Source organism: Cellulosimicrobium sp. 22598, assembly GCF_052044445.1.
Lineage (GTDB): Bacteria > Actinomycetota > Actinomycetes > Actinomycetales > Cellulomonadaceae > Cellulosimicrobium > Cellulosimicrobium cellulans_G.
The window spans coordinates 205,262-228,265 of sequence record NZ_JBQEMZ010000007.1 but is presented as its reverse complement, the minus strand read 5'-3'; the positions used below and the strand labels follow the sequence as shown (position 1 = coordinate 228,265).

Annotated in this window: 20 protein-coding genes; 10 read left to right on the top strand and 10 right to left on the bottom strand. The window is 73.6% G+C overall.

Going from position 1 to position 23,004, the window contains the following annotated elements:
- Positions 1-199 precede the first annotated feature (199 nt).
- Complete coding sequence (locus ACTJIY_RS10065) at positions 200-3,526, bottom strand: family 16 glycoside hydrolase (protein WP_440673578.1); 3,327 nt, start codon at positions 3,524-3,526, stop codon at positions 200-202.
- Positions 3,527-3,696: 170 nt separating this feature from the next.
- Here ACTJIY_RS10065 and ACTJIY_RS10060 point away from each other — a divergent pair, with 170 nt between their 5' ends.
- The 3 genes from ACTJIY_RS10060 to ACTJIY_RS10050 all read left to right on the top strand — a co-directional run bounded on the left by ACTJIY_RS10060 (position 3,697) and on the right by ACTJIY_RS10050 (position 7,004).
- Positions 3,697-4,659: a PhzF family phenazine biosynthesis protein gene (locus ACTJIY_RS10060; RefSeq protein ID WP_440673579.1), complete on the top strand. Its 963-nt coding sequence runs from the start codon at positions 3,697-3,699 to the stop codon at positions 4,657-4,659.
- Positions 4,660-4,780: 121 nt separating this feature from the next.
- Entirely contained in the window at positions 4,781-6,118 is a 1,338-nt protein-coding gene (locus ACTJIY_RS10055) for an MFS transporter (protein ID WP_440673580.1), read from the top strand.
- 76 nt (positions 6,119-6,194) lie between these two features.
- Positions 6,195-7,004 (top strand): alpha/beta hydrolase, encoded by an 810-nt coding sequence (locus tag ACTJIY_RS10050; RefSeq protein ID WP_440673581.1) that lies wholly within the window; start codon positions 6,195-6,197, stop codon positions 7,002-7,004.
- Positions 7,005-7,065: 61 nt separating this feature from the next.
- Here ACTJIY_RS10050 and ACTJIY_RS10045 read toward each other — a convergent pair whose 3' ends face one another.
- A complete protein-coding gene (locus tag ACTJIY_RS10045; RefSeq protein ID WP_253051505.1) occupies positions 7,066-8,052 on the bottom strand; it encodes a sugar phosphate isomerase/epimerase family protein in 987 nt (328 codons plus the stop codon).
- 368 nt (positions 8,053-8,420) lie between these two features.
- On the opposite strand from ACTJIY_RS10045, the gene ACTJIY_RS10040 reads away from it, so the two are divergent.
- Complete coding sequence (locus ACTJIY_RS10040; protein WP_440673582.1) at positions 8,421-10,121, top strand: outer membrane protein assembly factor BamB family protein; 1,701 nt, start codon at positions 8,421-8,423, stop codon at positions 10,119-10,121.
- 18 nt (positions 10,122-10,139) lie between these two features.
- Here the strand turns inward: ACTJIY_RS10040 and ACTJIY_RS10035 are convergent, their stop codons facing one another.
- The 4 genes from ACTJIY_RS10035 to ACTJIY_RS10020 all read right to left on the bottom strand — a co-directional run bounded on the left by ACTJIY_RS10035 (position 10,140) and on the right by ACTJIY_RS10020 (position 12,832).
- Positions 10,140-10,532 carry a nuclear transport factor 2 family protein gene (locus ACTJIY_RS10035; protein ID WP_253051507.1) on the bottom strand — a complete coding sequence of 131 codons (393 nt, stop codon included), beginning with the start codon at positions 10,530-10,532 and terminating at the stop codon, positions 10,140-10,142.
- A 30-nt stretch (positions 10,533-10,562) separates the two neighbouring features.
- A complete protein-coding gene (locus tag ACTJIY_RS10030; RefSeq protein ID WP_253051508.1) occupies positions 10,563-11,258 on the bottom strand; it encodes a DNA alkylation repair protein in 696 nt (231 codons plus the stop codon).
- Between the two features lie 70 nt (positions 11,259-11,328).
- Complete coding sequence (locus tag ACTJIY_RS10025) at positions 11,329-12,123, bottom strand: 3-hydroxyacyl-CoA dehydrogenase (RefSeq protein ID WP_440673583.1); 795 nt, start codon at positions 12,121-12,123, stop codon at positions 11,329-11,331.
- A gap of 142 nt (positions 12,124-12,265) precedes the next feature.
- Complete coding sequence (locus tag ACTJIY_RS10020) at positions 12,266-12,832, bottom strand: DUF6993 domain-containing protein (protein WP_440673584.1); 567 nt, start codon at positions 12,830-12,832, stop codon at positions 12,266-12,268.
- 135 nt (positions 12,833-12,967) lie between these two features.
- On the opposite strand from ACTJIY_RS10020, the gene ACTJIY_RS10015 reads away from it, so the two are divergent.
- Entirely contained in the window at positions 12,968-13,450 is a 483-nt protein-coding gene (locus ACTJIY_RS10015; RefSeq protein ID WP_440673585.1) for a glutathione peroxidase, read from the top strand.
- A 26-nt stretch (positions 13,451-13,476) separates the two neighbouring features.
- Here the strand turns inward: ACTJIY_RS10015 and ACTJIY_RS10010 are convergent, their stop codons facing one another.
- The gene (locus ACTJIY_RS10010) at positions 13,477-14,124 is read right to left on the bottom strand and encodes a uridine kinase (RefSeq protein WP_440673586.1); all 648 of its coding nucleotides are present in this window, start codon (positions 14,122-14,124) and stop codon (positions 13,477-13,479) included.
- A gap of 71 nt (positions 14,125-14,195) precedes the next feature.
- Between ACTJIY_RS10010 and ACTJIY_RS10005 the strand changes: the two genes are divergently transcribed.
- Genes ACTJIY_RS10005 through ACTJIY_RS09995 form a run of 3 tightly spaced genes read left to right on the top strand, consistent with a single transcriptional unit; the run spans position 14,196 to position 16,312 of the window.
- Positions 14,196-14,555, top strand: a complete 360-nt coding sequence (locus ACTJIY_RS10005; RefSeq protein ID WP_253051513.1) for a hypothetical protein — start codon at positions 14,196-14,198, stop codon at positions 14,553-14,555.
- Positions 14,552-15,865 (top strand): MFS transporter, encoded by a 1,314-nt coding sequence (locus ACTJIY_RS10000; RefSeq protein WP_440673587.1) that lies wholly within the window; start codon positions 14,552-14,554, stop codon positions 15,863-15,865. Before ACTJIY_RS10005 ends, ACTJIY_RS10000 begins: the two co-directional genes overlap by 4 nt.
- A 9-nt stretch (positions 15,866-15,874) precedes the next feature.
- Complete coding sequence (locus tag ACTJIY_RS09995) at positions 15,875-16,312, top strand: VOC family protein (protein WP_353706884.1); 438 nt, start codon at positions 15,875-15,877, stop codon at positions 16,310-16,312.
- 27 nt (positions 16,313-16,339) lie between these two features.
- Here ACTJIY_RS09995 and ACTJIY_RS09990 read toward each other — a convergent pair whose 3' ends face one another.
- Positions 16,340-17,020 (bottom strand): FadR/GntR family transcriptional regulator, encoded by a 681-nt coding sequence (locus ACTJIY_RS09990; protein ID WP_253051516.1) that lies wholly within the window; start codon positions 17,018-17,020, stop codon positions 16,340-16,342.
- A 42-nt stretch (positions 17,021-17,062) separates the two neighbouring features.
- Here ACTJIY_RS09990 and ACTJIY_RS09985 point away from each other — a divergent pair, with 42 nt between their 5' ends.
- Positions 17,063-18,313, top strand: a complete 1,251-nt coding sequence (locus ACTJIY_RS09985) for an MFS transporter (RefSeq protein WP_440673588.1) — start codon at positions 17,063-17,065, stop codon at positions 18,311-18,313.
- Between the two features lie 50 nt (positions 18,314-18,363).
- Here ACTJIY_RS09985 and ACTJIY_RS09980 read toward each other — a convergent pair whose 3' ends face one another.
- Positions 18,364-18,774: a hypothetical protein gene (locus ACTJIY_RS09980; RefSeq protein ID WP_440673589.1), complete on the bottom strand. Its 411-nt coding sequence runs from the start codon at positions 18,772-18,774 to the stop codon at positions 18,364-18,366.
- A 71-nt stretch (positions 18,775-18,845) separates the two neighbouring features.
- Positions 18,846-22,247: a CARDB domain-containing protein gene (locus ACTJIY_RS09975; protein WP_440673590.1), complete on the bottom strand. Its 3,402-nt coding sequence runs from the start codon at positions 22,245-22,247 to the stop codon at positions 18,846-18,848.
- A 380-nt stretch (positions 22,248-22,627) separates the two neighbouring features.
- Here ACTJIY_RS09975 and ACTJIY_RS09970 point away from each other — a divergent pair, with 380 nt between their 5' ends.
- The gene (locus ACTJIY_RS09970; RefSeq protein WP_253051520.1) at positions 22,628-22,969 is read left to right on the top strand and encodes a YciI family protein; all 342 of its coding nucleotides are present in this window, start codon (positions 22,628-22,630) and stop codon (positions 22,967-22,969) included.
- Positions 22,970-23,004 lie beyond the last annotated feature (35 nt).

Sequence of the window (23,004 nt, the reverse complement as noted above, 5' to 3'; positions counted from 1 at the left end):
ACCGTGAGGTGAGGTCAGCACCCTACGCGAGGGTGGGAGCGCCGTCGGACCACGCTCCGCCCGTGCGAGGGGTGCGCCTCGGGACCACCGGGGTGGAGAAGGGGGGTGAGACGGGACGGGCGGGGACGGCTCGTGCTGCCGCCCCCGCCCGGTCCGTCCCGGGGCGGACGGCTCACGCCGCCCGCCCCGGGGTCTCAGCTCAGCCGCAGGTCGCGGCCTCGTAGGCGACGTCCGCCTGGAACGTCAGGTCGCCGCCCGTCGCGGACACCTGGGCGGTGCCCGCCTCGACCGAGGTCGAGCGCGTCGCGAACGACTGGTACGCGGAGGCACCCGGCTGGACGCCGGTCACCGTCTTCGTCCCGAACGGCGTCGTCAGCGTGATGTCCGCCGGCACCGTGTCGTCGTTCGTGGCACGGACCGCGACGTAGACCTTGCCCGCCATGCAGCGGGTCTGGACCGTCGTCGAGATCGCGAGCTCCTCGACCGGCTCGTCGGTCAGCTCCTTGAACCGGATGTTCCGGTAGTTGACCATCTCGCCGCTGCCGTGGTTCTGGATGCCGACGAAGCTGTTCACCAGACGCGCCGGGTCGGTGCTCGTGAAGTCGTTGACGAGCACGTCGTTGAGGTAGATGCGGATGCGGTCTCCCTCGACCCGGATGTCGTACGCGTTCCACTGCCCGACCGGCTTGAGGGCCGCGTCCCGGGCCGCCTCGTCGGCACCCTGGAACGTGTAGACCGCGCCGGTGGTGCGGTCGGGGGCGTCCGTCGCGTCGATCTGGATCTCGTAGCCCTTGTTGACGGCGACCCACGGGTCGTCGCCCGGGTTCGGGAACCCGACGAACACGCCGCCGTTGTCGTCCTTGGTGAGCTTCCAGTCGAGCTTCAGGCTGTAGTTCTCACCGAGCTCCTGCGCCGTGTACCAGAGCAGGCCCATGCCACCCGCACCGCGGATCGAGCAGTCGTCCTGGCGGCCGAAGCCACCCGGACCTGCCATGCGCCAGCCCTCCTGCAGGCTCGCGAGGGTGCCGTCGAAGAGGGCCGTGTAGCCGTCCTCGACCTCACCCGGCGAGCAGATGTCCGGGTTCTCGCCGATCGAGAGCACGTCGATGTTGATGTTGCCCTCGTCGCCGGTCTCGTAGGCGAGCGTGATGGTGTTGACTCCAGCCTGGAGCTCGAGGTTGCGCGTCAGCACACCCCAGTCCTTCCAGCTCCCCGTCGTGGGGAAGTTCCACTGACCGAGGTCCTGGCCGTTCACGTGCAGCGAGACGTTCTTCGCGCGCAGCGTCGTGTACGGGTGGATGCCGTTGGCGTAGCGCACGTTGACCGGGTAGGTGCCCGCCTCGGGGACGGTCACGGAGAACGTGCGGCCGGCGCCGACGCTCGTCATGCCCGCGGCGAAGCCGGAGCCCGAGTAGTTGCTGTGGTCCGAGCCGATGCTCGAGCTGCCGAGCGGCTGCGCGAGCTCCGCCTCGTACCAGCCGCGGTCGGCCGGGGCGACGTAGCCGGGGAGCGAGTTGAGCGTGTACCAGGCCTCGGTGCTGAGGAGCTCGGCGCCGTCGGCGGACGCGAACGGACGCGGCGACCGGATGTAGACGACGTGGCCGGGCTTGAGGCCGTCGATCTTCAGCGTGACGGTCGTGCGGTCCTCGGACACCGTGGCGTCGGTGACGAAGAGCGGCTCCTCGTCGACCTTCGGGCCGCCGTACTGCTGCGTCGGCACGTAGCGCCACTGCTTGACCTGGTAGGCGTCGGCGAGCTTCTCGACGACCTCGTCGGAGACCGGGTCGGTGTACTCGATCTCGAAGCCGCCCTCGACCACGCGCATCTCCTTCATGTCGAAGGAGTCCTCGTTGACGGGGACGAGCTTCTGGAGGCCGTACCGGAGCTTGCCGGACTCGCCCCAGTTGCCGCCCTCACCGGTGCCGCCGGCGTAGAGCGCGCCGTCGGGGCCGTAGATGACACGGTTCACGCCGACCTCGAGGCCCGCGGTGTGGCGGAAGACCGCACCCTGGAACTCGCCGTCGACCTTCTCGAGGAACGCGCGCTGGATGCCGCCGTAGGTGACGTCGCCGATGAGCATCTGGCCGGCGAACTCGCCGTCCTGGACGAGGATCGGGTTGCCCGGGGAGTTCGCGATCTCGTTCTGCGGGAGCCACACGGCCGGCGGGGAGACGGGGTTCGCGTCGAACGGCCCGGCCGGGTTCGTGTAGTGGTTGTAGAACTTGCCCGGCTGGATGTGGATGAGCTTGTTCGCCGGCAGCCAGGCACCCTGGTTGTCCGTCCCGAAGATCGCACCCTCGGGGCCGAAGCCGATGCCGTTGGGCGTGCGGAGGCCGCCCGCGACGTACGTGACCTCGCCGGTCTCGCGGTCGATCTTGATCGACGTGCCGCGGTTGGCCGCCGGCTGCGGGTTGGTCGTCGCGCCGCCGTTGTTGATGGCCACGGAGAGGTTGACGTAGAAGTAGTCCTCGTCGTGGATCAGGCCGAACGCGAACTCGTGGAAGTTGCCGCCGTCGGGCCACTCCGCGATCTTCGTGTGCTGGTCGTAGAAGCCGTCCCCGTCGGGGTCGGTGAGCTGCGTGAGCTGGTAGCGCTCCGAGACGAAGATCGAGTCCTCGACGACCTCGATGCCCATCGGGTTGAGCAGCTCGTCAGCGACCAGGGTCGCCGTGACGTCCTCGGGGCCGTCCGCCGTGGTGACGCCGTCGAGGAAGTAGACCTCGCCGGACACCGGGTCGGGGCGCCAGCCGCCGGAGCTGACCTCGCCCGTCGTCACGACGGCGAGCTTCTCGTCCGGCGTGAACGCCAGGCCCGAGACCTTGGGCTCGAAGCCCTCGGGGCGCAGGTCGACGAGGTCGTAGTTCGGGTTGACGGCGTCCAGGCGCAGGCCGTCGCCGGCCGTGTCGGTCGCACCCTCGCAGTACTTGTAGCCGGGCGCGGTCACGCGCACGACGCCCGCCTCGGTGCTGAGCGCCGACGTCGGGATGACCTCGAACGTCGAGCTGCCCGGCGTCTTCCACGCGAGCGTGAGGCGCTGCTTGTCGCTGCCCTCGTAGTAGTCGACCCGGAGGTCGTGCACGCCCGCCGTGAGGGTCGCGCTGCCCTCGACGGAGGTCGAGTCGTTCGGGCCGTCGTTCTCGAGGACGAGCTGGCCGTCGATGTAGACGAGGGCGCCGTCGTCGTTGGTGACCTTGAACTGGTACTGACCGTCCGCGGGGACGGTCAGGTTCGCGCTCACCTGCGAGATGAAGTTGTCCTCGGCGCCGAACTGCTCGGCGGTCGACCAGTCGATGGTCGGCATGAGCTTGTCGACGTTGGGGGTCTGGCCGGACTTCAGGGTGCAGACGGCCCCGGGGTTCTGCGCGAGCTGGAAGGTCCGCAGCGTGACGCCGGGCTCCTGCTCGGGAAGGTCGGCCGCGGCGGGGACGGCCCAGCCCGCGACGACCACGGCGCCGAGGGTCAGGGCGGCCGCGCCGCGTCGGTACCTGATCCGGCGGGACACCGGCAGGCTGGTGCGTTCGAGCATCGTTGCTCCCTCATACTCGGTCGGACTTCGAGTCCACGGAGCGTAACCCCTGCCCGGCTCCGTCGATGACAACGCTGGACAGGCTAGCCCTCGTTCTATCGATGTGTCTACAACTTCCGACTTGCAGTCGACAAAAGTGCCCTGGCCTGCTCGGACGTACGCTCGGAGGCATGAGCGCACGCCACGGCGACATCGCCGACAGCACCGCGTCCCGGCCGTTCGCGCAGGTGGACGTCTTCACCGAGGTCCCGACCCTCGGCAATCCCGTGGCGGTCGTGCTCGACGCCGACGGGCTCACGGACGACCAGATGGCCGCCTTCGCCCGCTGGACGAACCTCTCGGAGACGACATTCCTCCTTCCGCCCAGCCCCGAGGGGGTCGCCGGAGGCGCCGACTACCGCCTGCGGATTTTCACCCCCGGCGGCGAGCTCCCCTTCGCCGGGCACCCGACGCTCGGCTCCTGCCACGCGTGGCTCGAGGCGGGCGGCGAGCCCCGGGCGGGCGACGCCGTCGTGCAGGAGTGCGGCGTCGGCCTGGTGACGATCCGGCGCGAGGCGCCGGCCGCCGGGTCGGTCGCTGCCGGGCCGGACGACGAGCCGGACGGGGACCTCCCGCGCGGGCTCGCGTTCGCCGCGCCCGACCTGCTCGCCGACGAGCCGGTCCCGGACGACGACCTCGCGGCGATCGTCGCCGCGCTCGGCGTCCCCGACGACGCCGTAGTCGACCACCGCGTCCTCGACAACGGGCCCGGGTGGCGCGTCGTGCTGCTGGACTCGGCGGACCGCGTCGCCGGGCTCGTGCCCGACTGGACGCGGCTGCGCGTCGAGCACCCCGACCTCTCCGTCGGGGTCGCCGGTCTGTACGGGGACGGCAGTGGTCCCGACGGCGCCGCGGTCGAGGTCCGCGGGTTCGCGCTCGCCATGGGCATCCCGGAGGATCCCGTCACCGGGAGCCTCAACGCCGTCGTCGGGCAGTGGCTCACACGGGACGGCCGCCTCCCCGACCGCTACCTCGCCGCCCAGGGCGCGGCGCTCGGCCGGGCCGGGCGCGTGCGCGTCGAGCGCGACGGGTCGGGGACGGTCTGGGTCGGCGGCGCGAGCGTCACGTGCGTCGCGGGCACCGTCCGCCTCTGAGCACCCGTCGGCGACGGGCCGAGGTCCGGGTGCCGAACCCGGGGGACGTCGCCGGCATCGGCGCTCGATCTCGGCGATATCCCCGGGCTCGACGGTCCCCGGGCTCCGTAGACTGGGGCAAGTGTCAAGAACCCCACCTGTTTCCGGGTCCGACCGCGCCCTGACGGACCGCGCGGTCGTCGCGCGCGCCCGCTGGGCGCTCATGGTGCAGTTCGGGCTGTTCGGGGTCATCGGCGCGTCGTGGATGAGCCGCCTACCCTCGGTCCGCGAGGCGCTGGGGATCAGCGCGAGCCAGCTCGGCCTGCTGCTCGTCGTCGGCGGCCTGGGCTCGCTCGTGTCCGTGGTGTCCGCGGGCGCGGTCGTCGCGCGGTTCGGCAGCCGCACGACCCTCGTCGTCGCGACGGTGGGGAACGTCGTCGGGTTCGGCCTCGTCGCCCTGGGCACCGGGACGGGCGGGGTCGTCCTCTTCGCGACCGGCGCGTTCCTCAACGGGGTGTGCGGCGCGCTCACCAACGTGCCGATCAACATCTGCGCGGCCTCCGTCGAGCAGCACGTCGGACGGGCGATCCTCCCCCACTTCCACGCCGCGTTCTCCATCGGCGCCGCGTGCGGGGCGCTCGTCGCGGCCGCGTTCTCGTGGGCGCACGTGGGCATCACCGCGCAGATCCTCGTCGTGACGCTCGTCGTCACGGTGGCGCGCGCCGTGCTCGTCGCCTCCGCGACCGCGCTCGCCCCCGACCGCACGGCGCCCGCGCGCGCGGCCGCGCCGTCGGGCACCACCGAGCCGGCCGACGACGGCGCGGCACCCGCGCCCACGACCTCGCCGCGCCGCGGGGCGGGGGTGCGCGCCGCGCTCGCCGCGTGGCGCGAGCCGCGCACGCTCCTCATCGGGCTCGTGCTGCTCGCGTCGTCGCTGTCCGAGGGGTCCGCGGGCAACTGGCTCTCCATCGCCGTCGTCGACGGGTTCGCGGTGCGCGAGGCGCTCGGCGCCGTCGCGTACGGCACGTTCGTCGGCGCGATGACGGTGTTCCGGTTCGCCGGGACCGGGCTCATCGACCGGTTCGGGCGCGTGGCCGTGCTGCGCGCGTCGGGCGTCTCCGCGCTCGTCGGGCTGCTCGTGTTCGGCCTCGCGCCCAGCCTGCCGCTCGCGTGGGTCGGCATCGTCCTGTGGGGCTGCGGCGCCGCGCTCGCCAACCCCGTCGCCATCGCGGCGGCCTCCGACGACCCGGCCCACGCCGCGCCGCGCGTCGCGGTCGCGACGTCGTTCTCGACCGTCGCGATGCTCACCGCGCCGCCGCTGCTCGGCCTGCTCGTCGACCAGGTCGGGGCCCGCCACATGCTCCTGGTCATCTGCGCCGCGACCGTCCTGTCGCTCGCCGTGGCCGGCCAGGTACGCCCGCTCCCCCGCCCGGCACCCCACCCCGTGGCCGCGGTGCCCGCCGAGGAGCCCACGAGGTAGGACCCGGTCGCACGAGCGAGCAACCGTGGCCCCCGCACCGGCCACCACCTCGCGCACGATGACCGAGAATCGACCCGTGGAGCTCACCCAGAGGGTCACGACGCTGCGACGCGAGGCGCGCGAGCGCGCCCTGGCCCGGCCGCGGTGGCCGTTCGCGGGGACGGTGCAGGACGAGACGCGGGACGGCGTCGGGCTGCGACGCTACGTCCCGGACGCGCACGACCCCCGCCGCGAGCCCGCGGCCGGGGTCGTGTTCTTGCACGGTGGGTACGGGCTGTTCGGAGACCTGGAGCTGCAGGACGCCTCGTGCCGACGCCTCGCGACCGCGCTCTCGACCACCGTCGTCTCCGTCGACTACCGGCTCGCGCCCGAGGGCACGCTCGCCGAGGCGACCGACGACGCGCTCGTCGCGCTCGCGCTCCTCGCCGCGGAGGGGGTCGGGAGGCCGGCCCTGTTCGGCGACTCCGCGGGCGGGGCCGTCGCGGTCGCCGCCGCGCACCGGGCCCACGGCACGCCGCTCGCCCCGGCATGGATCGCGCTCACCAACCCGAATCTCGACCTGACGCTCGGGTCGTTCGACCCGGACCGGCCGGGCGGGCCCGACGCCGCGCTGTCCGCGGAGTCCTTCCGCGCCTGGACCCGGGTCGCCGACCTCGCGGACGCGCCGCGGCTCGACCTCGACGCGTCGCGGCTCCCGCCGACGTTCCTCGCGGTCGGCGACCAGGACGCGCTGCTCCCCGAGGCGCGGACGCTCGCCGCGTCGTGCGCACGCGACGGCGTCCGCTGCGAGCTCGTCGAGGTGCCCGGCGCGAGCCACGGTTTCCTCGGCGGCGACGCCGCGCCCGGGGTGCTCGCGGACCTCCGGACGTTCGTCCGCGCCGTCTGACCGCGCACGCACGAGGGCCCCGCCCGCGCAGCCGCGGACGGGGCCCTCGAGGCCGGGTGCCTCAGCCGCGCAGGCCGAGGATCGACGTGTAGCTGCGCCGGGCGTTGCCGAACGAGTCGACCGGGTTCGGCGGGACGGCCGTCGTGGGGGCGTTGTCCTGCTCCCAGATGCCCCAGCGCGTGCCGCGCGCCTTCGTCGCGCGGAGGAACTCGCGGTACGGCAGGTCGCCCGCGTCGAACTCGATGATGTCGAACCCGTTCGGGTTCGCCTCGTTGCGCGCCCCGTCCTTGAGGTGCAGGAGCGGGTAGCGGTGCGCGTGGTTCCGGACGTAGTCGATGGGCTCGAAGCCCGGGTAGAGGTGCTGCCCGACGAACGCCCAGTAGACGTCCATCTCGAGGAACACCGTGCGGGGGTCGGTGTTGTCGAAGAAGACGTCGTACAGCCGGACGTCGGGGCGGTCCGTCGCGAACGCGAACTCTCCCGCGTGGTTGTGCTGGTAGAGCTTGAGCCCCGCGGCGGCCGCCTGGGCGCCCCACGCGTTGAACTCGTCCGCGGCGGCGCGGTACCCGTCGACCGTGTTGACGTTGGACGGGGCGTTCGCCGTGCCGACGTGCGGCATGCCGAGGATGTTGGCGATCTCGAGCTGGCGCGGGAGGTCGGTGCGCAGCGCGTTGATGCCGACGTGGGAGCCGACGGCGCGCAGCCCGTTGTCGTCGAGGAGCTGACGGATCTCCTCGGGAGTGATCGGCCCGACCTGGTTCTGGGTGTAGCCGGCGAACTCGATCTCCGAGTAGCCGATGTCCGCGAGCTGCTCGAACACGGTCCGGAACCCGAGGCTCGAGACCTTGTCACGGATCGAGTAGAGCTGGATGCCGATCTTGCCCGGGGGGACCAGGCGACCGTTGCCCGCGGCCGCGAGCGGCCCGGCGGCCGTCGGAGCGGGGGCGGCGCCGGCCGCCGGCGCGACGGCGGCACCGAGGCCCACGGCCACGGTCGACGTCGCGAGCGCCTTGATCAGGCTGCGGCGCGTCATCTGAGACTTGCTCATCGTCTCTCCTTCGAGGGATGGGACGGTGCGGCTCGGGCGAGCCACACCGCGGGTGGTGCAGGTCGGCGGCGGACGGCGGCACACGCGCTCGTCGTCACGCCGACGACAGGTCCTCGGGCGGCCCTCTTCGTCGTCCGTCCTCGTCAGGGCCGTACAGCGCCCTGCGTCTGGTCCTCCTCGTCTCGTCGTCGAGCGAGTCCTCCGCACGTCGTCGTGCCGGAGGAGCGCGTCCCACCGTTGTCGGGCGGCCTCTCACCTACCACCCGGTCGTCATCCTACGAGGCTTCTGTCGGGTGTCAATCAAAAGTCGAAAGTTCATCGATGGCGACCCGGGACGGGGGCCCGCAGCGCGCACCTAGGATCGGCGCATGCCACGACGTCGACGTCCTGACCACGGCCGGGTCGCGTTCGAGCTCGAGGAGGGTCCGCACCCCGCGGACGCGGCTCCCGACGGCGACCCGCCGGGCGTGTCGGCAGACCCCGGCTCCCCGGACGGCGACACCGGGAGCGCGAGCCCCGACGCTCCTCGCCCGACCGGCGCCGCACGACGGCGGGGTCGACGGGGAGCCCTCGTCGCGGCCGCCACGGCCGTGGTCGTCGTAGGCGGCATGATCGTCGTGGACGCCGTGTCGTCGCGCGGGTCGCTCGAGACGGTGCGGCGTGCGGTCGGCGGCGTCGAGCCCCTCCCCTCCGCGCCGGCCGAGCTCTGGACCGTGCCGGCGCAGACGGCGGGGACCCCCGCCACGCTGCCCGGTCTCGTCGTCCTCGTGCGGGACGACGAGGCGGTGGCCCACGACGTCGACACCGGCGAGGTCCGGTGGACGGTGCCGCTCCCGCCCACCTCGCGGTGCGGCGGCGAGCTCGTGGTCTCCGCGACGGCTCCGGTGCCCGACGACGAGCTCGTGTGCGTGACGGACGACGTGCCGTCGCCCCTCGAGGCGACGACCGCCCTCACGCCGCTCGGAGACGAGCCGGTCCCCGCCGCCGAGGGCGCCGAGGTCACCGTGATCGACGCCGAGGGGAACGCCGAGACCCGCACGCTGGACGCGGCGCGCGGCTGGTCCGCGCCCGGTCCGGACGGGAGCGTCGCCCGGTTCCGCCGCGCGGGCGAGGCGCCGGACGGGCCGCGCGTCACGGTCGACCCGACGACGGGCGTGCCCTCCGACCTCTCGGCCGGCCGCCCCGCCGTCGTCACGCTCGAGGACGCGAGGACGGGCCAGGTCCGCTGGGAGCACGAGCTCCCGTTCGTGCCCGAGGAGGGGTCGTGCGCGCCGTACTCCGACACGGAGAGCGTCACCTACGCCGACCTCGACGGTGCGACGTTCGTCCTGGGGGCGGGGCTCGTCGTCGTGCAGGGATGCGGGGTCGACGCCTGGTTCACGGCCGACGGGACGCGGGTCGACGACCCGCGGGCGCCCGCCGACGTGCTCTCGCGGCTTCCCGACGGCGCGCTCTACCGCGCGACGCCACCGGGCTCCGCCGCCGACGGCGCCGCGTCGACGGGACCGCCGGTCGTGCTGGAGCCCGAGGGCGAGGTCCGCTGGGAGCCCCCGGGCACGGTCCTCGTCCCCCACGCCACGGACGGCGCCACGGGCGGCCTCGTCCTCACGCGCGAGGTCACCTCTCTCGTCGCCCGCGACGCGACGGGCGCACGACGCTGGGAGAGCGCCGGGGTGAACGGCGCCGAGTCCGCCTACGTCGTCGCGGCCGGCACGGCCGTGGTCCGCCAGGGGATGGGCAACGTCGTCGTGGGCGTCGACGTGGAGACCGGACGCGTGCTCTGGACGCGAACCGCCGAGGTGCTGGCCCCGCCCGACCCCGACGGCGCCCCGACCCCCGCCCCGATGTCGATGGTCACGCAGGCGTTCACGGACGGGGCGCGGGCGCTGCTCGTCGTGACGACCTGGTCGGAGGACGGCGAGGACACCGCGCGGCTCGTCGCGCTCGACCTCCGCGACGGTGACGTCGAGTGGCGCGGCGACGCGACGACCGGGTCGTGGTACGTCGCGGTCCAGGGCCGGCTGCTGCGCGCGGACCGCGGGGACGCGACCGTCACCCGGCTGGGCTGAGCCGGCGGCTCCCGTCGGTCAGGTCCCGCCCGACCTGGCGGGGACGAGCGCGGTGTGGACGCAGCGCCACGCGTCGCCGCGACGGACGAACGTGTCGACCGACCACTCCTCGTCGCGGAACGGCGTCCCCCGCCACGTGCCCGCGGACACGCCGCGCGCGAGGGTGACCGCGACGTCGTCGTGCACGCTCACCGCGACGAGCTCGGACGACATCTCGGTGTGCACGAGCTCCCCCGACGCGACGACCGCGAGGAACCCGGCGCGGGGCTGCGCGTTCCCGTCCGTCCCCACGACCACCCAGCCCGGGTCGACGAACGCGTCGATCGCGGCGGGGTCGTTCGCGACGAGCGAGTCACCCCACGCGCGCAGAAGCGCGGCGAATGCCGTACGGGTCCTCGGGTCCTCCGTCATGACGTCGCTCCTCCGCTCGTCCGGGCCAGGTCAGCGTGCGAGCCACTCCTTGCGCTCCGCGGGCGGCAGCTTCTCCACCGCGGCCCGCAGCACGTCGCGCGGCATGGTCGCGGCGTGGTCCTCGAGGAACGTCCGCAGCCGCTCGGGCTCGACGTCGCCCGCGTGGCGCAGCATCCACCCGACGCCCTTCTGCACGTAGGGCTCGGGGTCGTCGACGAGGACCTCGGAGAGCCGGAACGTGTCGTCGACCTGGCCGCGCCGCAGGAACGCGGCCGTCGCGACGATCGCGGAGCGCCGGCGCGGCCAGTCCGGCGCGCGGGCGAGGTCGTCGAGGACGTCCCGTGGCCGGTCGAGGAGCCACGACCCGAGCACCTGGTAGGCGGTGAGGTCGACGAGGTCCCACGTGTCGATCCGGTCGTGGCGGCGCAGGAAGAGCTCGACGAGCTCCGCGTGCCGCTCGACGGTGACGCGCCGGGCCGTCGCCGCCTTGCCCATGATCGAGCAGCCGCCGGCCCGCACCTCGTGCACGCGGTCCTCGAGGAGCAGCTCGATCTGGTCCACCGGCAGGTCGAGCGCGCCCTTCGCGAGCGTGAACACGTCGCCCATGCGCACCCCGGCGAGCGTGTCGTCGCCCGGGAAGTGCCGCGCGTAGGCGCGGCGCTGGGCCGCGGTCGCGCGCGCGAGCAGGTCGGCGCGGAAGTCGGTCGCCGTGGTGTACGGCGGCATCGTCCTTCTCCTCTCGTGCGGGCGGTCGCCCGCGGTCCGTGCGGTCCGCGCCGCGGCGCGGTCCGTGCGCTCAGCGCGGCGCCATGCGGATCGCGCCGTCGAGGCGCACCACCTCGCCGTTGAGCATCGGGTTCTCGACGATCGCGCGCACCAGGTGCGCGTACTCCTCCGGCCGCCCGAGTCGGCTCGGGTGCGGCACCTGCGCGCCGAGCGACTCCTGCGCCGCCTCGGGGAGCGACGCCATCATGGGGGTGCGGAAGATGCCCGGTGCGATGGTCATCACCCGGATCCGGTGCTGCGCGAGGTCGCGCGCGAGCGGCAGTGTGAGGCCCGCGACGCCCGCCTTGGAGGCCGCGTAGGCGGCCTGCCCGACCTGCCCGTCGAACGCCGCGACCGACGCGGTCTGCACGACGACGCCGCGCTCCTCCCCGGCGGAGTCCTCGCCGTCGGACCCGCTGGGCCCCAGGGGGTCGAGGGCGAGCATGCGCTCGGCCGCGAGGCGGACGACGTTGAACGTCCCGACGAGGTTGACGTCCACGACGCGCCGGAAGGCGTCCAGGGCGTGCACGCCGGACTTCCCGAGCACGCGCTGCGCGAGCACGATCCCGGCGCAGCTCACGACGACGCGCGCCCCGCCCAGGTCGTCCGCGGCGTCCAGCGCCCGCGCCACGTCGTCCTCGCTCGTCACGTCCGTGGGGACGAACCGCGCCGCGTCGCCCAGCGCCTCGGCGACCGCGACGCCGTCGGACGACGCGAGGTCCGCGAGGACCACCCGCGCCCCTGCCGCGACCAGGCCCTCCGCCGTCGCGCGCCCGAGGCCCGAGGCCCCTCCGGTCACCAGGGCGACCGTGCCCTCGATCCGCATGTCTCACCCTCCGTCACCTGCGCGGGCGTCGTCGCCCGCCCCGCTGACCGTACCCAGGTCGACCCGCGGGTCGCGAGATCGACCCAACGAGGGTCGATCTCGGACGCTCGGGCCGATCTCGCGTCGGCACCGGCGGAGGCTGTCAGTGCGACGGCATCTCCAGGCACCCGCCGTCGGCGATCGGCCCTCCGGAGTCGAGCGTCACGGCGTCGGGCGCGACCGCCCCGTACACGCAGCCGCCGGGGACCGCGACCCCGACGCCGACGACCGGGACGACGTCGCCGAACGCGTTCCTGTCCACGACCTGCACGTTCTCGAAGCCCGCCGCGACGAGCGCGGCCGAGACCTCGTCGCCGTCGACGGCCGACCCGTCGGCGACCGGGTCGAGCGCGGCCTGGACGGCGGGCACCGCGAGCGCCGCCTCGGCGTGGTCCTCGGGCGCGCCCGCGCGCTGCCGGTACGCCTCGTTGGACGCGTCGAGCCCGGCCTCCTGCCCGACGGCGGTCGCGTCCTCGGCCGTCACGGTGGCCTCGGGCTCGGACGAGTCGTACGACCCGGCCCACTGCTTCATGGTGACCCCCAGGAACACGGAGTACCCCACGACGCCCACGCACGCGAAGATCACGAGCCCCACGACCACGCCGACGACGGCGCTCCCGAGGCGCGACGTGCCGTCCGTGCGGGAGTCGTCCAGGTCGGGCGTGGTCATGTCGCGAGTCTGACGGGCCCGGTGGTGGACGGCGACCGCGGGCGCGACCTCGGCCCGAGATCTTCACATCTCGGGCGCCGCCGGGTGCAGGATGGGAGACGACCCGTCTCCGCCCGACCGTCAGGAGCGCCCCGCATGAGCCTGTACGACATCCCGTTCGACGCCATGGACGGGACGACGCGCACCCTGAGCGAGCACGCGGACGACGTCGTGCTCGTCGTGAACGTCGCGTCGCGGTGCGGCCTCGCGCCGCAGTACGCGACGCTCGAGGCGATGCACGAGAAGTACCGCGACCGCGGGTTCACCGTCATCGGGTTCCCGAGCAACCAGTTCCTCCAGGAGCTCGGCACCAACGAGGCGATCCAGGAGTTCTGCTCGCTGACGTACGGCGTGACGTTCCCCGTGGTCGACCGCGTGCGCGTCAACGGGCGGCACGCGCACCCGCTCTACCAGGAGCTCAAGAAGGCGCCGGACGCCGAGGGGAAGGCCGGCCGGGTCACGTGGAACTTCGAGAAGTTCGTGGTCCTCCCCGGCGGCGAGGTGCACCGCTTCCGCCCCCGCACCCTGCCCGACGACCCGGCCATCGTCGACCTCGTCGAGGCGCACCTGCCGCGCTGAGCGCACGCCACCTCGCGTAGCGGGCGTCAGCGGACGACGAGCGCGGGGTGCCGCGCGTCGTCGACCCGTACGACGACGTCGGCCGCCTCCGCAGGCCGGACCTCCCGCTCGTAGCGCGCGTACGCGTCGAGCGTCCACGCGTCCGCGGGCGCGGTGCGGCGCGCGAGCGTCGCGTCGCGCAGCGCGAGGTGCACGGAGAGGTCCACCGCGAGCCCGCGGCCGAGGGACAGCGCGCCGTCGAGCACGACGACGAGCCCCGGCTCCGCGGCGACGGGCGCCGCCCGCGTGGACCGGCTCGTCGCCGGGTCGCGCAGGCTCGGCAGGTAGCGACCCGTCCCGCCCGGGCCGACGGCGTCGAGCACCTCGCGGTTGAGGCCCGCCACGTCGACCCACTCGTCGAGCAGCGCGTCCGGGTCCTCGCGACCGCGCTCGAGCCGCAGCGACGCGGGGCGCCAGAAGTCCTCCACGCGGACCCGCGCGACGGGTCGGCCCGCCGCGCGCAGCGGGGCGACGAGCCGGTCCGCGAGCGCCTCGGGGTGCGTCGACGGGTGGCCGTCGACGAGGAGCCGCACCGCGCCGTCGGGCACCGTCGCCCGGTCGCGGCGCCGGAACCCGAGGACGCGGTCCACGACCCGGCCCACGAGCACGTCCTCGGTCACCGGTTCGACGCGCACCGCGTCAGGATGCCAGATCGTGCGGCATCGTCTCCGGGACGCCGGGCAGGTCCGGCTCCTAGGGTGGACGCATGCTGCGCACCGTCGCCCTCAACTACCCCGCTCCCCTGCCCGTCGGGCACACGGTGGAGGTCACCGAGTTCGCCGACACCCGCCCCGAGCGCAAGCGCCGGGGCTTCAGCCAGTCCGAGGCGTTCGCGCACCCGGTCGTCGTCGACCTCGACACCGGCATCCGGTACATGAACCACGTCCACGCGTCCCCGCACGGCAACGGGGGCAACAGCTTCACGGCCAACCGCTACCCCCTCGAGCCGCGCGCGGACCTCGAGGTCGCGGCGCGGTGGAAGGGCCGGGTCACGGCGTGCACGATCGTCATGGTCGAGGGCCTGGAGAACCCCCACACGACCCTGCAGGTCGAGACGGACGCATGACCGCACCCTTCCGGCCGGGCACGGTGCGCGAGGCCGCGGGCGGCATCGTCGCCCTGGGCCTCGCGACGTTCGTGGCGATCACGACCGAGCTCGTGCCCGTCGGGCTGCTGCCGCTCCTCAGCGCGGACCTGGACGTCACCGAGTCCGTCGCAGGCCTGCTCGTCACGGCGTACGCGGTCATGGTCGCGGCGCTCGCCGTGCCGCTGACGCTCGGCACCGCCCGGCTCCCGCGCAAGGGACTGCTGCTGACGACGCTCGTGCTCTACACGGTGAGCAACGTGCTCGTCGCCGTCGCGCCGACGTTCGCCGTCGTCGCGGCGGCACGCGCCCTGGGCGGCGCGTCGCACGCGGTGTTCTTCTCGGTGAGCATCGGGTACGCGTCACGGCTCGTGCTGCCGCACCTCACGGGGCGCGCGCTCTCGCTCGTCACCACCGGGGCGGCGGTCGGGTTCGTGCTCGGCGTCCCGCTGACGACGACGCTCGGCACCGCGATCGGCTGGCGTCCCGCGTTCGGCGTCCTGGCGGGCGCGTGCGCACTGGCCACCGTGCTCATCGCGTTCCTGCTGCCGCCCGTGCCGGGAGGCGGCGCTCCGCCGTCGGACGCGTCGAGCGCGAGCCGACGCTCCGCGCTCGCGGTGGCCACGACCACGAACGCTCTCACGTACCTGGGCCAGTACACGGTCTACACGTTCGTGTCGCTCCTGCTCCTGGGCGCGGGCCTGCAGGAGTCGGCGCTCGGCCCGGCGCTCCTCGTGCTCGGGGCGCTGGGGCTCGTCGGGACGGCGTTCGCCGCCGCGCGCCTCGACCACCGGCCACGCCGGACGACGGTCGTCACGCTGATCGCGGTCGTGGCGGGCATGCTCGCGGTCGGGCTCGCGTTCCCCGGGACCGTGGGGGTGCTCGTCGCGATCGGCGTGTGGAGCGCGGGGTTCGGCGCCGTCGCACCGGTGTTCCAGGCCGCGGCGATCCGCGCGCACGGGGCTTCGCCGGACCTCACGGGAGCGCTCGTCAACGCGTCGTCGAACGTCGGCATCGGCGGTGGCGCCGCGCTCGGCGCGCTCGTCCTCGCGCGGTCCGGGCTCGACGTCGTCCCGCTCCTCGGGGCGGGGATCGTCGCCGGCGCGCTCGTCGTGGTCCTCGTCGCGCGGCGCACGTTCCCCGCGCGGCCGACCGCGGCGACGGCGGTGGCGGCGGTGGCGGACGTGTCGACGGCCGACGCGCCGGTGGCCGACGCGCCGGTAGCCGACGCGCCGGTAGCGGACGCGCCGGGGCCGGAAATGCCCTCCGACCAGGAGGGCCCGCGTGCCTAGGGTGGCGGGATGACGACGACGGTCAGGCAGGTCCAGGTCACGTTCGACTGCGCGCGGCCGGAGCGCGTCGCCCGGTTCTGGTGCGAGGTGCTCGGCTACGTCCCGCCGTCGCCCCCGGACGGCTTCGCCACGTGGGACGACGCGAACGCCGCGCTCCCGCCCGAGCAGCGGGACGCGTGGTTCGCGTGCAGCGACCCGGACGGCGTCGGCCCCCGCCTGTACTTCCAGCGCGTCCCCGAGGGCAAGGTCGTCAAGAACCGGGTGCACCTCGACGTGCGCGTCGGGACCGGGCTCGTCGGCGCCGAGCGCCTCGCGACGCTGGAGGCCGAGCGGGACCGTCTGGTCGCCCTCGGCGCGACGTGCGTGCGCGTGATGGTCGCGGACGAGGAGAACGAGTCGTGCATCGTCATGCAGGACGTCGAGGGCAACGAGTTCTGCCTGGACTGACGGCGGGCTCGGCTGCCGCGGCGCGGCTCAGCGCAGGAACGGGTCCATGATGGCGGCCACCGCCTCCGCGGCAGCGTCCGCGTCGGCGTCGGCGATCGCCTCGACCAGCTCGTGGTGGTGCCGGTGGGCCGCGTCCTCGTCCTCGTTCTCCTCGTCGCGCATGTGGACGGCGAACACGTCGAGCATGCTCGAGTACAGCGTCACGTACAGGGGGTTGTGCGTCGCCTCCACGATCGCGCGGTGCAGGTCGAGGTCCGCGCTCGCGCGCGCGTCGGGATCGTCGGTCGACCACGCCGCCTCCCGCCGGTCGCGCAGCTCGCGCAGCAGCACGACGTCGGCGTCCGTGCGGCTCGCGGCGGCGAGCGAGGCCGCGGTGCTGTCCAGGGCGAGGCGCAGCTCGAGGTAGTGGCGGCGCGTGCCTCCGGCGAGCTGACGCTCGAGGGTGCCGGTCAGCTCGGAGCGGGAGATGACGAAGGTGCCACGCCCCTGCTCGCGGCGCAGCAGGCCCGCGTGCACCAGCGACTGGAGCGCCTCGCGGACCGTGTTCCGCCCGATGCCGAACTCGGCCACCAGGGCGACCTCGGTCGGGATGCGCTCGCCGACGGGCCAGCGCCCGGAGACCACCTCGTCGCGGAACCGTGCCGCCGCCTGGTCGATGAGTCCTACTCGACGCAGCGGCTCACGCGTGTCAGACTGCTCGGGATTCATCCCATGATCCTATCGTCGGCCGACCTCGCTGCGGAGTTTGACATGGCCACACTCTCCCCCACCCGCGTCCCCGCCGGGCGGGTCCGCCTCACCCTGTGGGCCGGGCTCGCCGTCGCGCTGACGGCGATCAACCTCCGGACGGCCGTCACGGGGTTCACCCCGCTGCTGGAGACCATCGGCGCCGACCTCGGCTACGGCGTGGCCGTGGCCGGTCTGCTCGGCACCGTCCCCGCGGTGTCGTTCGGGCTCTTCGGGTTCCTCGCTCCCGTGGTGACGCGCAGGTACGGGCTCGAGCGCACGGCCACCGTCGCTCTGGCGCTGACGGCCCTGTCGCTCGTGCTGCGCGCCGCGTCCCCGTCGACGGGCTGGCTCGTGGCGTCGACCGTGCTGGCCCTCGCCGGGATCGGTGCGGCGAACGTCGTGATCGTCCCCCTGGTGAAGGCGTGGTTCCCGGACCGGATCGCCCTGTGGACGTCGCTCTACCTGATCCTCATGCAGACCGGTCAGTTCGTCGCCCCGCTCCTCGCCGTCCCCGTCGCCGAGGCGACCAGCTGGCGGTTCTCGGTCGGGATCTGGGCGGGGCCTGCGGCGCTCGCCGCCGTCGTGTGGCTCGTCCTGGCGACCCGGATGCCCGCGAACCACCACGCGCCCGGCACCTCGACCGCCGTCGGCGCGAGACCGCGGATCGGCCGGTCCTCGACCGTGTGGGGCCTCGTCGTCCTGTTCGCGGCGATCTCGCTCTCGAACTACGGGATCATCACGTGGGTCCCGGCCGTGCTCACCGACGCCGGCGGCAGCGCCGCGCTCGGCGGCACCATGGTCGCCCTCTACTCCGCCTGGGGCATGGCCGCCGCGCTGGTCGTCCCGCACCTCGCCACGCGCCTGGCGAACCCGTTCGTCGTGGTCGTCGTGTGCGCCGTCGTGCTCGTGACCGGGTACGTCGGCCTGCTCCTCTCCCCGCTCGACGGGACGGCGCTCTGGATGTGCGCGCTGGGGATCGGGGTGAGCACGTTCCCGCTGTGCATGACCCTCATCAACCGGCGGACCCGGACGCCGCAGACCGCGTCGGCCGTGTCGGGCTTCGTCCAGGGCCTCGGCTACGCGCTGGCGTGCTTCGGCCCGATCGGCCTGGGCCTGCTGCGCGAGGCGACCGGGTCGTGGTCGGTCCCGCTCCTCGTGCTCGCCGCCACCGCCGTCCCCGGCGTGGTCGGGGGCTGGTTCGCCTGCCGTCCCCGCTTCGTGGAGGACACCGTGCCGCCGGTGCCCGTCGCCGACCGGCCGTCGCCGCGCTGAGCCCGCGGCGCGGGCACCGCGGGGTACCGCCGTCTGCCGGAGAGCGCCCGTCAGGCCCTGGCGACGGCCGCTCGTGGGACGACGGCCGGGACGTCGCTCGGGGTCCAGATCCGGTTGCGCAGGTCGAGGCCGCGGATCACCTGGACGCGGTAGGGGTCGAGGCGCAGGACGTGGAGCCGCGGGTCCGTCGGTGACGTCCAGAAGGCGCCGAGGTCGTAGCCGGCGCCCTGCGGGCTGGTCCGCGCGTAGAGGTCCCACACGTGGCGGCGGTCCTGCTCGTCGTCGACCCACCCGGCGACGACGTCCGCGGCCGCGAAGTCGCTCCCGCGGGGCGCCCAGTAGGAGAAGCTCGCGTGCGGGTTGCTCGCGAGGTGGGCGGCCTTCACCGGCGTGCGGTACGTCGCGAGCCAGCCCAGCGGGGCGCCGTCGACCACGACCTTCCCCGCCCTCGAGAACGACATGGGGGTCGCTATCCGGCGGATAACGACCCCCATGTCGTGTTCGGCACCGCGAGGGTGGGCGAGGTGGCCCCCTATTGGCCCGTGAAGGTGAATTGCGAGCCGGGCTCCTTCGCCACGTCGCCGTCGCGCGAGCTCGTGACGGTGACGTTCGAGAGGATCGCGTTGCCACGGGCGCCGCCCATCGCGAGGATGCCGGAGCCGTTGTTGGACTTCTCGATCCGCACGTTCGTGATCTTCACGTCCGGCATGTTCCCGCCGCCGTTCTTGAACTGGATGCCGTCGTACGTGGAGTCGACGATGTCCGTGTCGCGGATGGTGACGCCGACGATGTCGTGCGTCTGCGGGAAGATCGTGATTGCGCCGAACTCCTGGTCCTCGTTCCAGAACGCCCCGCCGGTGCGGTAGAGCCCGTTGTTGGCGATGAGCGTCGTCCCCGAGAACGGCAGGGGGTCGTGGTCGGTCGCCAGCATGATGCCGGGGTAGTTCATGGTGTCGTAGACGAGGTTGTTCTCGATCGAGTTGTCGTAGCCGCCGTAGATGGCGATGCCGTTGGCGCGCCACGGGAGCTGGACGGTGTTGTTACGGAACGTGTTGGAGTGGCCGATGTCCACGGCCCGGTCCTTGACGTACGGGTTGGCCCAGACGGCGAGCGCGTCGTCGCCGGTGTTGCGGAACGTCGAGTTCACCACCGTCGAGTTGCGCGTCCCGTTGCTGAAGTTGATGCCGTCCGCGTAGGTGTTGCGGATCCGCATGCCGGAGAAGACGATCCCGTCGCCCGGGTTCCACAGCTCCGGGATGTTGGAGTAGTCGCGCCCGACCCACACCCCGACGTTCGCGTGCTCGATCCACACGTTGGTGATCTTCGTGTTCTTGCCGAACCGGCCGTTGAGGCCGACGCCGCCCTCCTCCTGGGCGTTGTTGCCGCGGATCGTGCCGGAGCCGAAGATCGCGAGATCGGAGATCTGGGTGTTGTCGTCGATGTCGAACCCGAAGTTGCCCTCGTGCGGGTGGTTGATGACGCCCGGGGCGAGGTGCGGCGGGATGAGGCTGTAGAGCTGCGAGTGCCACATGCCCGCACCACGGATCGTCACGTCGCGGATGCCCACCTGGTTGTGCATGCCGCGGTCGAGCGGGTCGTCGGTGAGGATCTTCTTCTCCTGGCGCCACTGCCCCGCCGGGATCCAGACGCAGTCGATCTCCCCGTTCTGGTTCGCGGTGACGGCGGCCTGGATGGCGGCGGTGTCCTCGAGCCCGTCGTTCGGCACCGCGCCGTACTCGGTGATCGACGTGCACTGCGCGGGCTTGGCCAGCGGAGGGGCAACCTGCTCCAGCTCGACGAGGTCGATGACGTAGAACGCGGCGTCGTCGCCCGCGTCGCGCTGGAGCCGGAACACCGTCCCGGCCGGGAACGACCGCCCGAGCAGCGCGTGCGACTCGTCGAAGAGGCGACGCGCGTCTCCGCCCGGCGTGTTGACCAGGCCCTCGGGCTGGTCCGTCGTCCCGTAGAGCCACGAGTGCTTCGACGAGAGCGTGAGCTTCTGCACGAACTGGCCGTCCGCGTAGAGGCTGATCGTCTTCTCCTGGCCTCCACCGCCGGGAGCGTCGGGGATCGAGTTCCGCACGACGATCGAGTTCGTCGCGTTCGTCGACGTGAACTGGACGTACTGGCCCGTGCTGGTCAGGCGCACGGACTCGCGGCCCGACGACTCGGTCGCGAAGTTCGTGTGCCCGAACGTGCGCAGCGCGTCGGTCTGGAGCAGGGTGCCGGTGTACTGGCCGTCCTCGGCCTCGTACGTCGTGTACGGGACGGCGGCGCCGCGCCCGACGGTCACGGCGAGCGTGCCGGTGTTGTTGTCCTCGTTCGTCTCGGCGACGACGCCCGTCGCGTCGGCCGTCGCGGTCACGGTGACCCCGCCGTTCGTGGCGGTCCACGAGCCGCTCGGCGTGACGGTGACGGTCGCGCCCGCGGGGACGGCTGGCGTCGTGCCGTCGAGCGTCGTGGAGCCGGCGACGACGCGCGTCACCGACCCGGCCGCGACGGGCTGGTTGCCGCGGTTGCGTACCTGGACCGAGAACGTCACGGCCGAGCCGACGGCCGGGTTGGCCGGGTTCGACGACACGGAGACGACCTCGAGGTCCGGCCCGGGCGCCTCGCCCACGACGAGCTTGGCCGTCGCCGTGAACGCGTTGTCCGTCTCGTCCTGCTCGACGACGGTGTTCGCCGGGTCGACGACGGCACCGACCGTGTACTCGCCCGCGGGGCGGGTGCCCGCCGCGACCTGGACCTGCGCGCTCGCGCCGGGCTGGAGCGCTGCGACGTCGGCCGAGCCGGCGGTCGACCCGCCGAGCTTCCCGTCGAGCGTGGTGGCCGACGACGCACGGTCGCCCGTGTTCTTCACCGTCGCCGTGAGCGTCACGGGGGTCGTCGCCGTGGGCGACGCCGGGGACGCGGTCACCGCGGTGACGGTGAGGTTGGGGTTCGGCGCCGGGGCGCCGTAGACCTCGAGCTCGGCGACCTGGCCGTTGCCCGCGCCCGTGTTGCCGGTGAAGCGCAGGCGCACGTCGGTCGCGGTGCCCGTCACGGGCACGTCGACGAGGTTGCCGCTGCCCGGCGCGAACGCGTACCCGGCCGAGGCCTTGAGCTCCTGCCAGGCACCCGTGCCGGTGCGGCCCCACACGGAGAACGTCTGCGTGCGCGGGCCCCACGCGGCGTCGGGGTTGAGCCGGACGCGGACGCTGCTGAGCTGCGTGGGCGCGGCGAGCGCGACGTCGAGCGTCGACGGGTACTGCCCGCCCGCGCCCTCCCAGTAGGTGGTCGCGCTGCCGTCGACCGCGTTCGCGGCGACGAACTGCCACTCGGTCGACGAGGCCGTCGCGGGGCGGCTCTTCGCGTAGTTGGTGCCGGTCGGGTCCGTGGGACCGGTCGGGTCGGTGGGGTCCGTCGGGTCGGTGCCGCCCGTGGGCGTGCCCCAGACCTGGAGCTCGGACACCTGACCGTTGCCCGCACCGGTGTTGGCGGTGAAGGCGAGGCGCACCTCGTCGACCTCGGCGTCGAGCGGGATCTCGACCGTGTTGCCGCTCGCGGGGTCGAACCGGTACGCCGCCGACGCCTTGAGCGTCCGGAACGCCGTCTCGCCGTCGGAGCGGCCGAGCACGCTGAACGTCTGCGTGCGCGACGACCACACGGAGGGCGGGGGCAGCGTGACGACGACGCGGTCGACGTCGGCCTCCGCCCCGAGGTCGACGGTGAGGTGCGACGGGTACTGGCCGCCCGCGCCCTCCCAGTAGGAGCCGGTGTTCCCGTCGTTCGCGTTGCCCGCGACGTAGGTCTGCGTCACCGACGACGCGGCGATCGGCTTGCCGAGCGCCAGGTTGGTGGCGTCCGCGGCGTGCGCCACGGCGACGACGCCAAGCGGCGCGACGAGCGCCAGCGCGGCACCCGCCACGACCGTGTGCTTCCAGGGGGTTCTCATGAACGTCCTCGTTCTCCCGCCGGGGCGGGCTCGTCCACCCGCGGGCGACGGTGCCCGACGGCGGACGCGATCGTGCTGGTGCGGCGCCACCGTCACGGGTGGGTCGGGTCAGGGCTGGTTCGGGGTCGGGACCGGGCCCGAGGTCGGATCCGGTCGGCCGGGTGCCACGAAACGACCCGTCAGGGATGGTCACCGGTCGGACCCGTGGCGGAATTCGAGAGTTGCAGCGTGTGCACTGCTTTGTGCTGGACTTCTGTCAACTTCTTGCGTTGTGCAGTACGGACGTTACGAGACGGACATCCAGGGCGTCAAGGGTCGGCGTGGCGTGGGTACCCCGAGCGACGATGGGCCGGGATCCCCGGAGACGAAGGAGTCGTGCGATGGCGAAGTACCTGATCTCGTTCCCCAGCGGCGAGATGGAGCTCGGTCCAGGCGGCCTCGAGGCCGCCGCGGACGCGGCGCACACGGTGGTGCGCGAGGCCAAGGAGGCCGGAGTCTGGGTGTTCGGCGGCGGGATCGACGAGAGCGTCCCGCCGGTCCTGGTCTCCGGGGACGGCACCGTCACCGAGGGCACGTACCCGCAGACCGCCCGGATCGAGGGCGGCTACACCGTGCTGGACGTACCCACGCGTGACGACGCGCTCCGGTGGGCGGCGAAGATCGCCGTCGCCTGCCGCTGCCGCCAGGAGGTGCGCGTGTTCCAGGACGACCCCGAGAGCTGACGGCTCGCCGGCGCAGCCGTGCGCACCGGCGCCGT

Coding starts and splice junctions, on each gene's coding strand:
- ACTJIY_RS10035 (WP_253051507.1), bottom strand. CDS start 10,532: ATGACGGAGGACCCGAGGACCCGTACGGCATTCGCCGCGCTTCTGCGC.
- ACTJIY_RS10015 (WP_440673585.1), top strand. CDS start 12,968: ATGAGCCTGTACGACATCCCGTTCGACGCCATGGACGGGACGACGCGC.
- ACTJIY_RS10025 (WP_440673583.1), bottom strand. CDS start 12,123: ATGCGGATCGAGGGCACGGTCGCCCTGGTGACCGGAGGGGCCTCGGGC.
- ACTJIY_RS10045 (WP_253051505.1), bottom strand. CDS start 8,052: ATGAGCAAGTCTCAGATGACGCGCCGCAGCCTGATCAAGGCGCTCGCG.
- ACTJIY_RS09970 (WP_253051520.1), top strand. CDS start 22,628: ATGGCGAAGTACCTGATCTCGTTCCCCAGCGGCGAGATGGAGCTCGGT.
- ACTJIY_RS09990 (WP_253051516.1), bottom strand. CDS start 17,020: ATGAATCCCGAGCAGTCTGACACGCGTGAGCCGCTGCGTCGAGTAGGA.
- ACTJIY_RS09995 (WP_353706884.1), top strand. CDS start 15,875: ATGACGACGACGGTCAGGCAGGTCCAGGTCACGTTCGACTGCGCGCGG.
- ACTJIY_RS10005 (WP_253051513.1), top strand. CDS start 14,196: ATGCTGCGCACCGTCGCCCTCAACTACCCCGCTCCCCTGCCCGTCGGG.
- ACTJIY_RS10060 (WP_440673579.1), top strand. CDS start 3,697: ATGAGCGCACGCCACGGCGACATCGCCGACAGCACCGCGTCCCGGCCG.
- ACTJIY_RS10065 (WP_440673578.1), bottom strand. CDS start 3,526: ATGCTCGAACGCACCAGCCTGCCGGTGTCCCGCCGGATCAGGTACCGA.
- ACTJIY_RS10040 (WP_440673582.1), top strand. CDS start 8,421: ATGCCACGACGTCGACGTCCTGACCACGGCCGGGTCGCGTTCGAGCTC.
- ACTJIY_RS10020 (WP_440673584.1), bottom strand. CDS start 12,832: ATGACCACGCCCGACCTGGACGACTCCCGCACGGACGGCACGTCGCGC.
- ACTJIY_RS09980 (WP_440673589.1), bottom strand. CDS start 18,774: ATGTCGTTCTCGAGGGCGGGGAAGGTCGTGGTCGACGGCGCCCCGCTG.
- ACTJIY_RS10000 (WP_440673587.1), top strand. CDS start 14,552: ATGACCGCACCCTTCCGGCCGGGCACGGTGCGCGAGGCCGCGGGCGGC.
- ACTJIY_RS09985 (WP_440673588.1), top strand. CDS start 17,063: ATGGCCACACTCTCCCCCACCCGCGTCCCCGCCGGGCGGGTCCGCCTC.
- ACTJIY_RS09975 (WP_440673590.1), bottom strand. CDS start 22,247: ATGAGAACCCCCTGGAAGCACACGGTCGTGGCGGGTGCCGCGCTGGCG.
- ACTJIY_RS10030 (WP_253051508.1), bottom strand. CDS start 11,258: ATGCCGCCGTACACCACGGCGACCGACTTCCGCGCCGACCTGCTCGCG.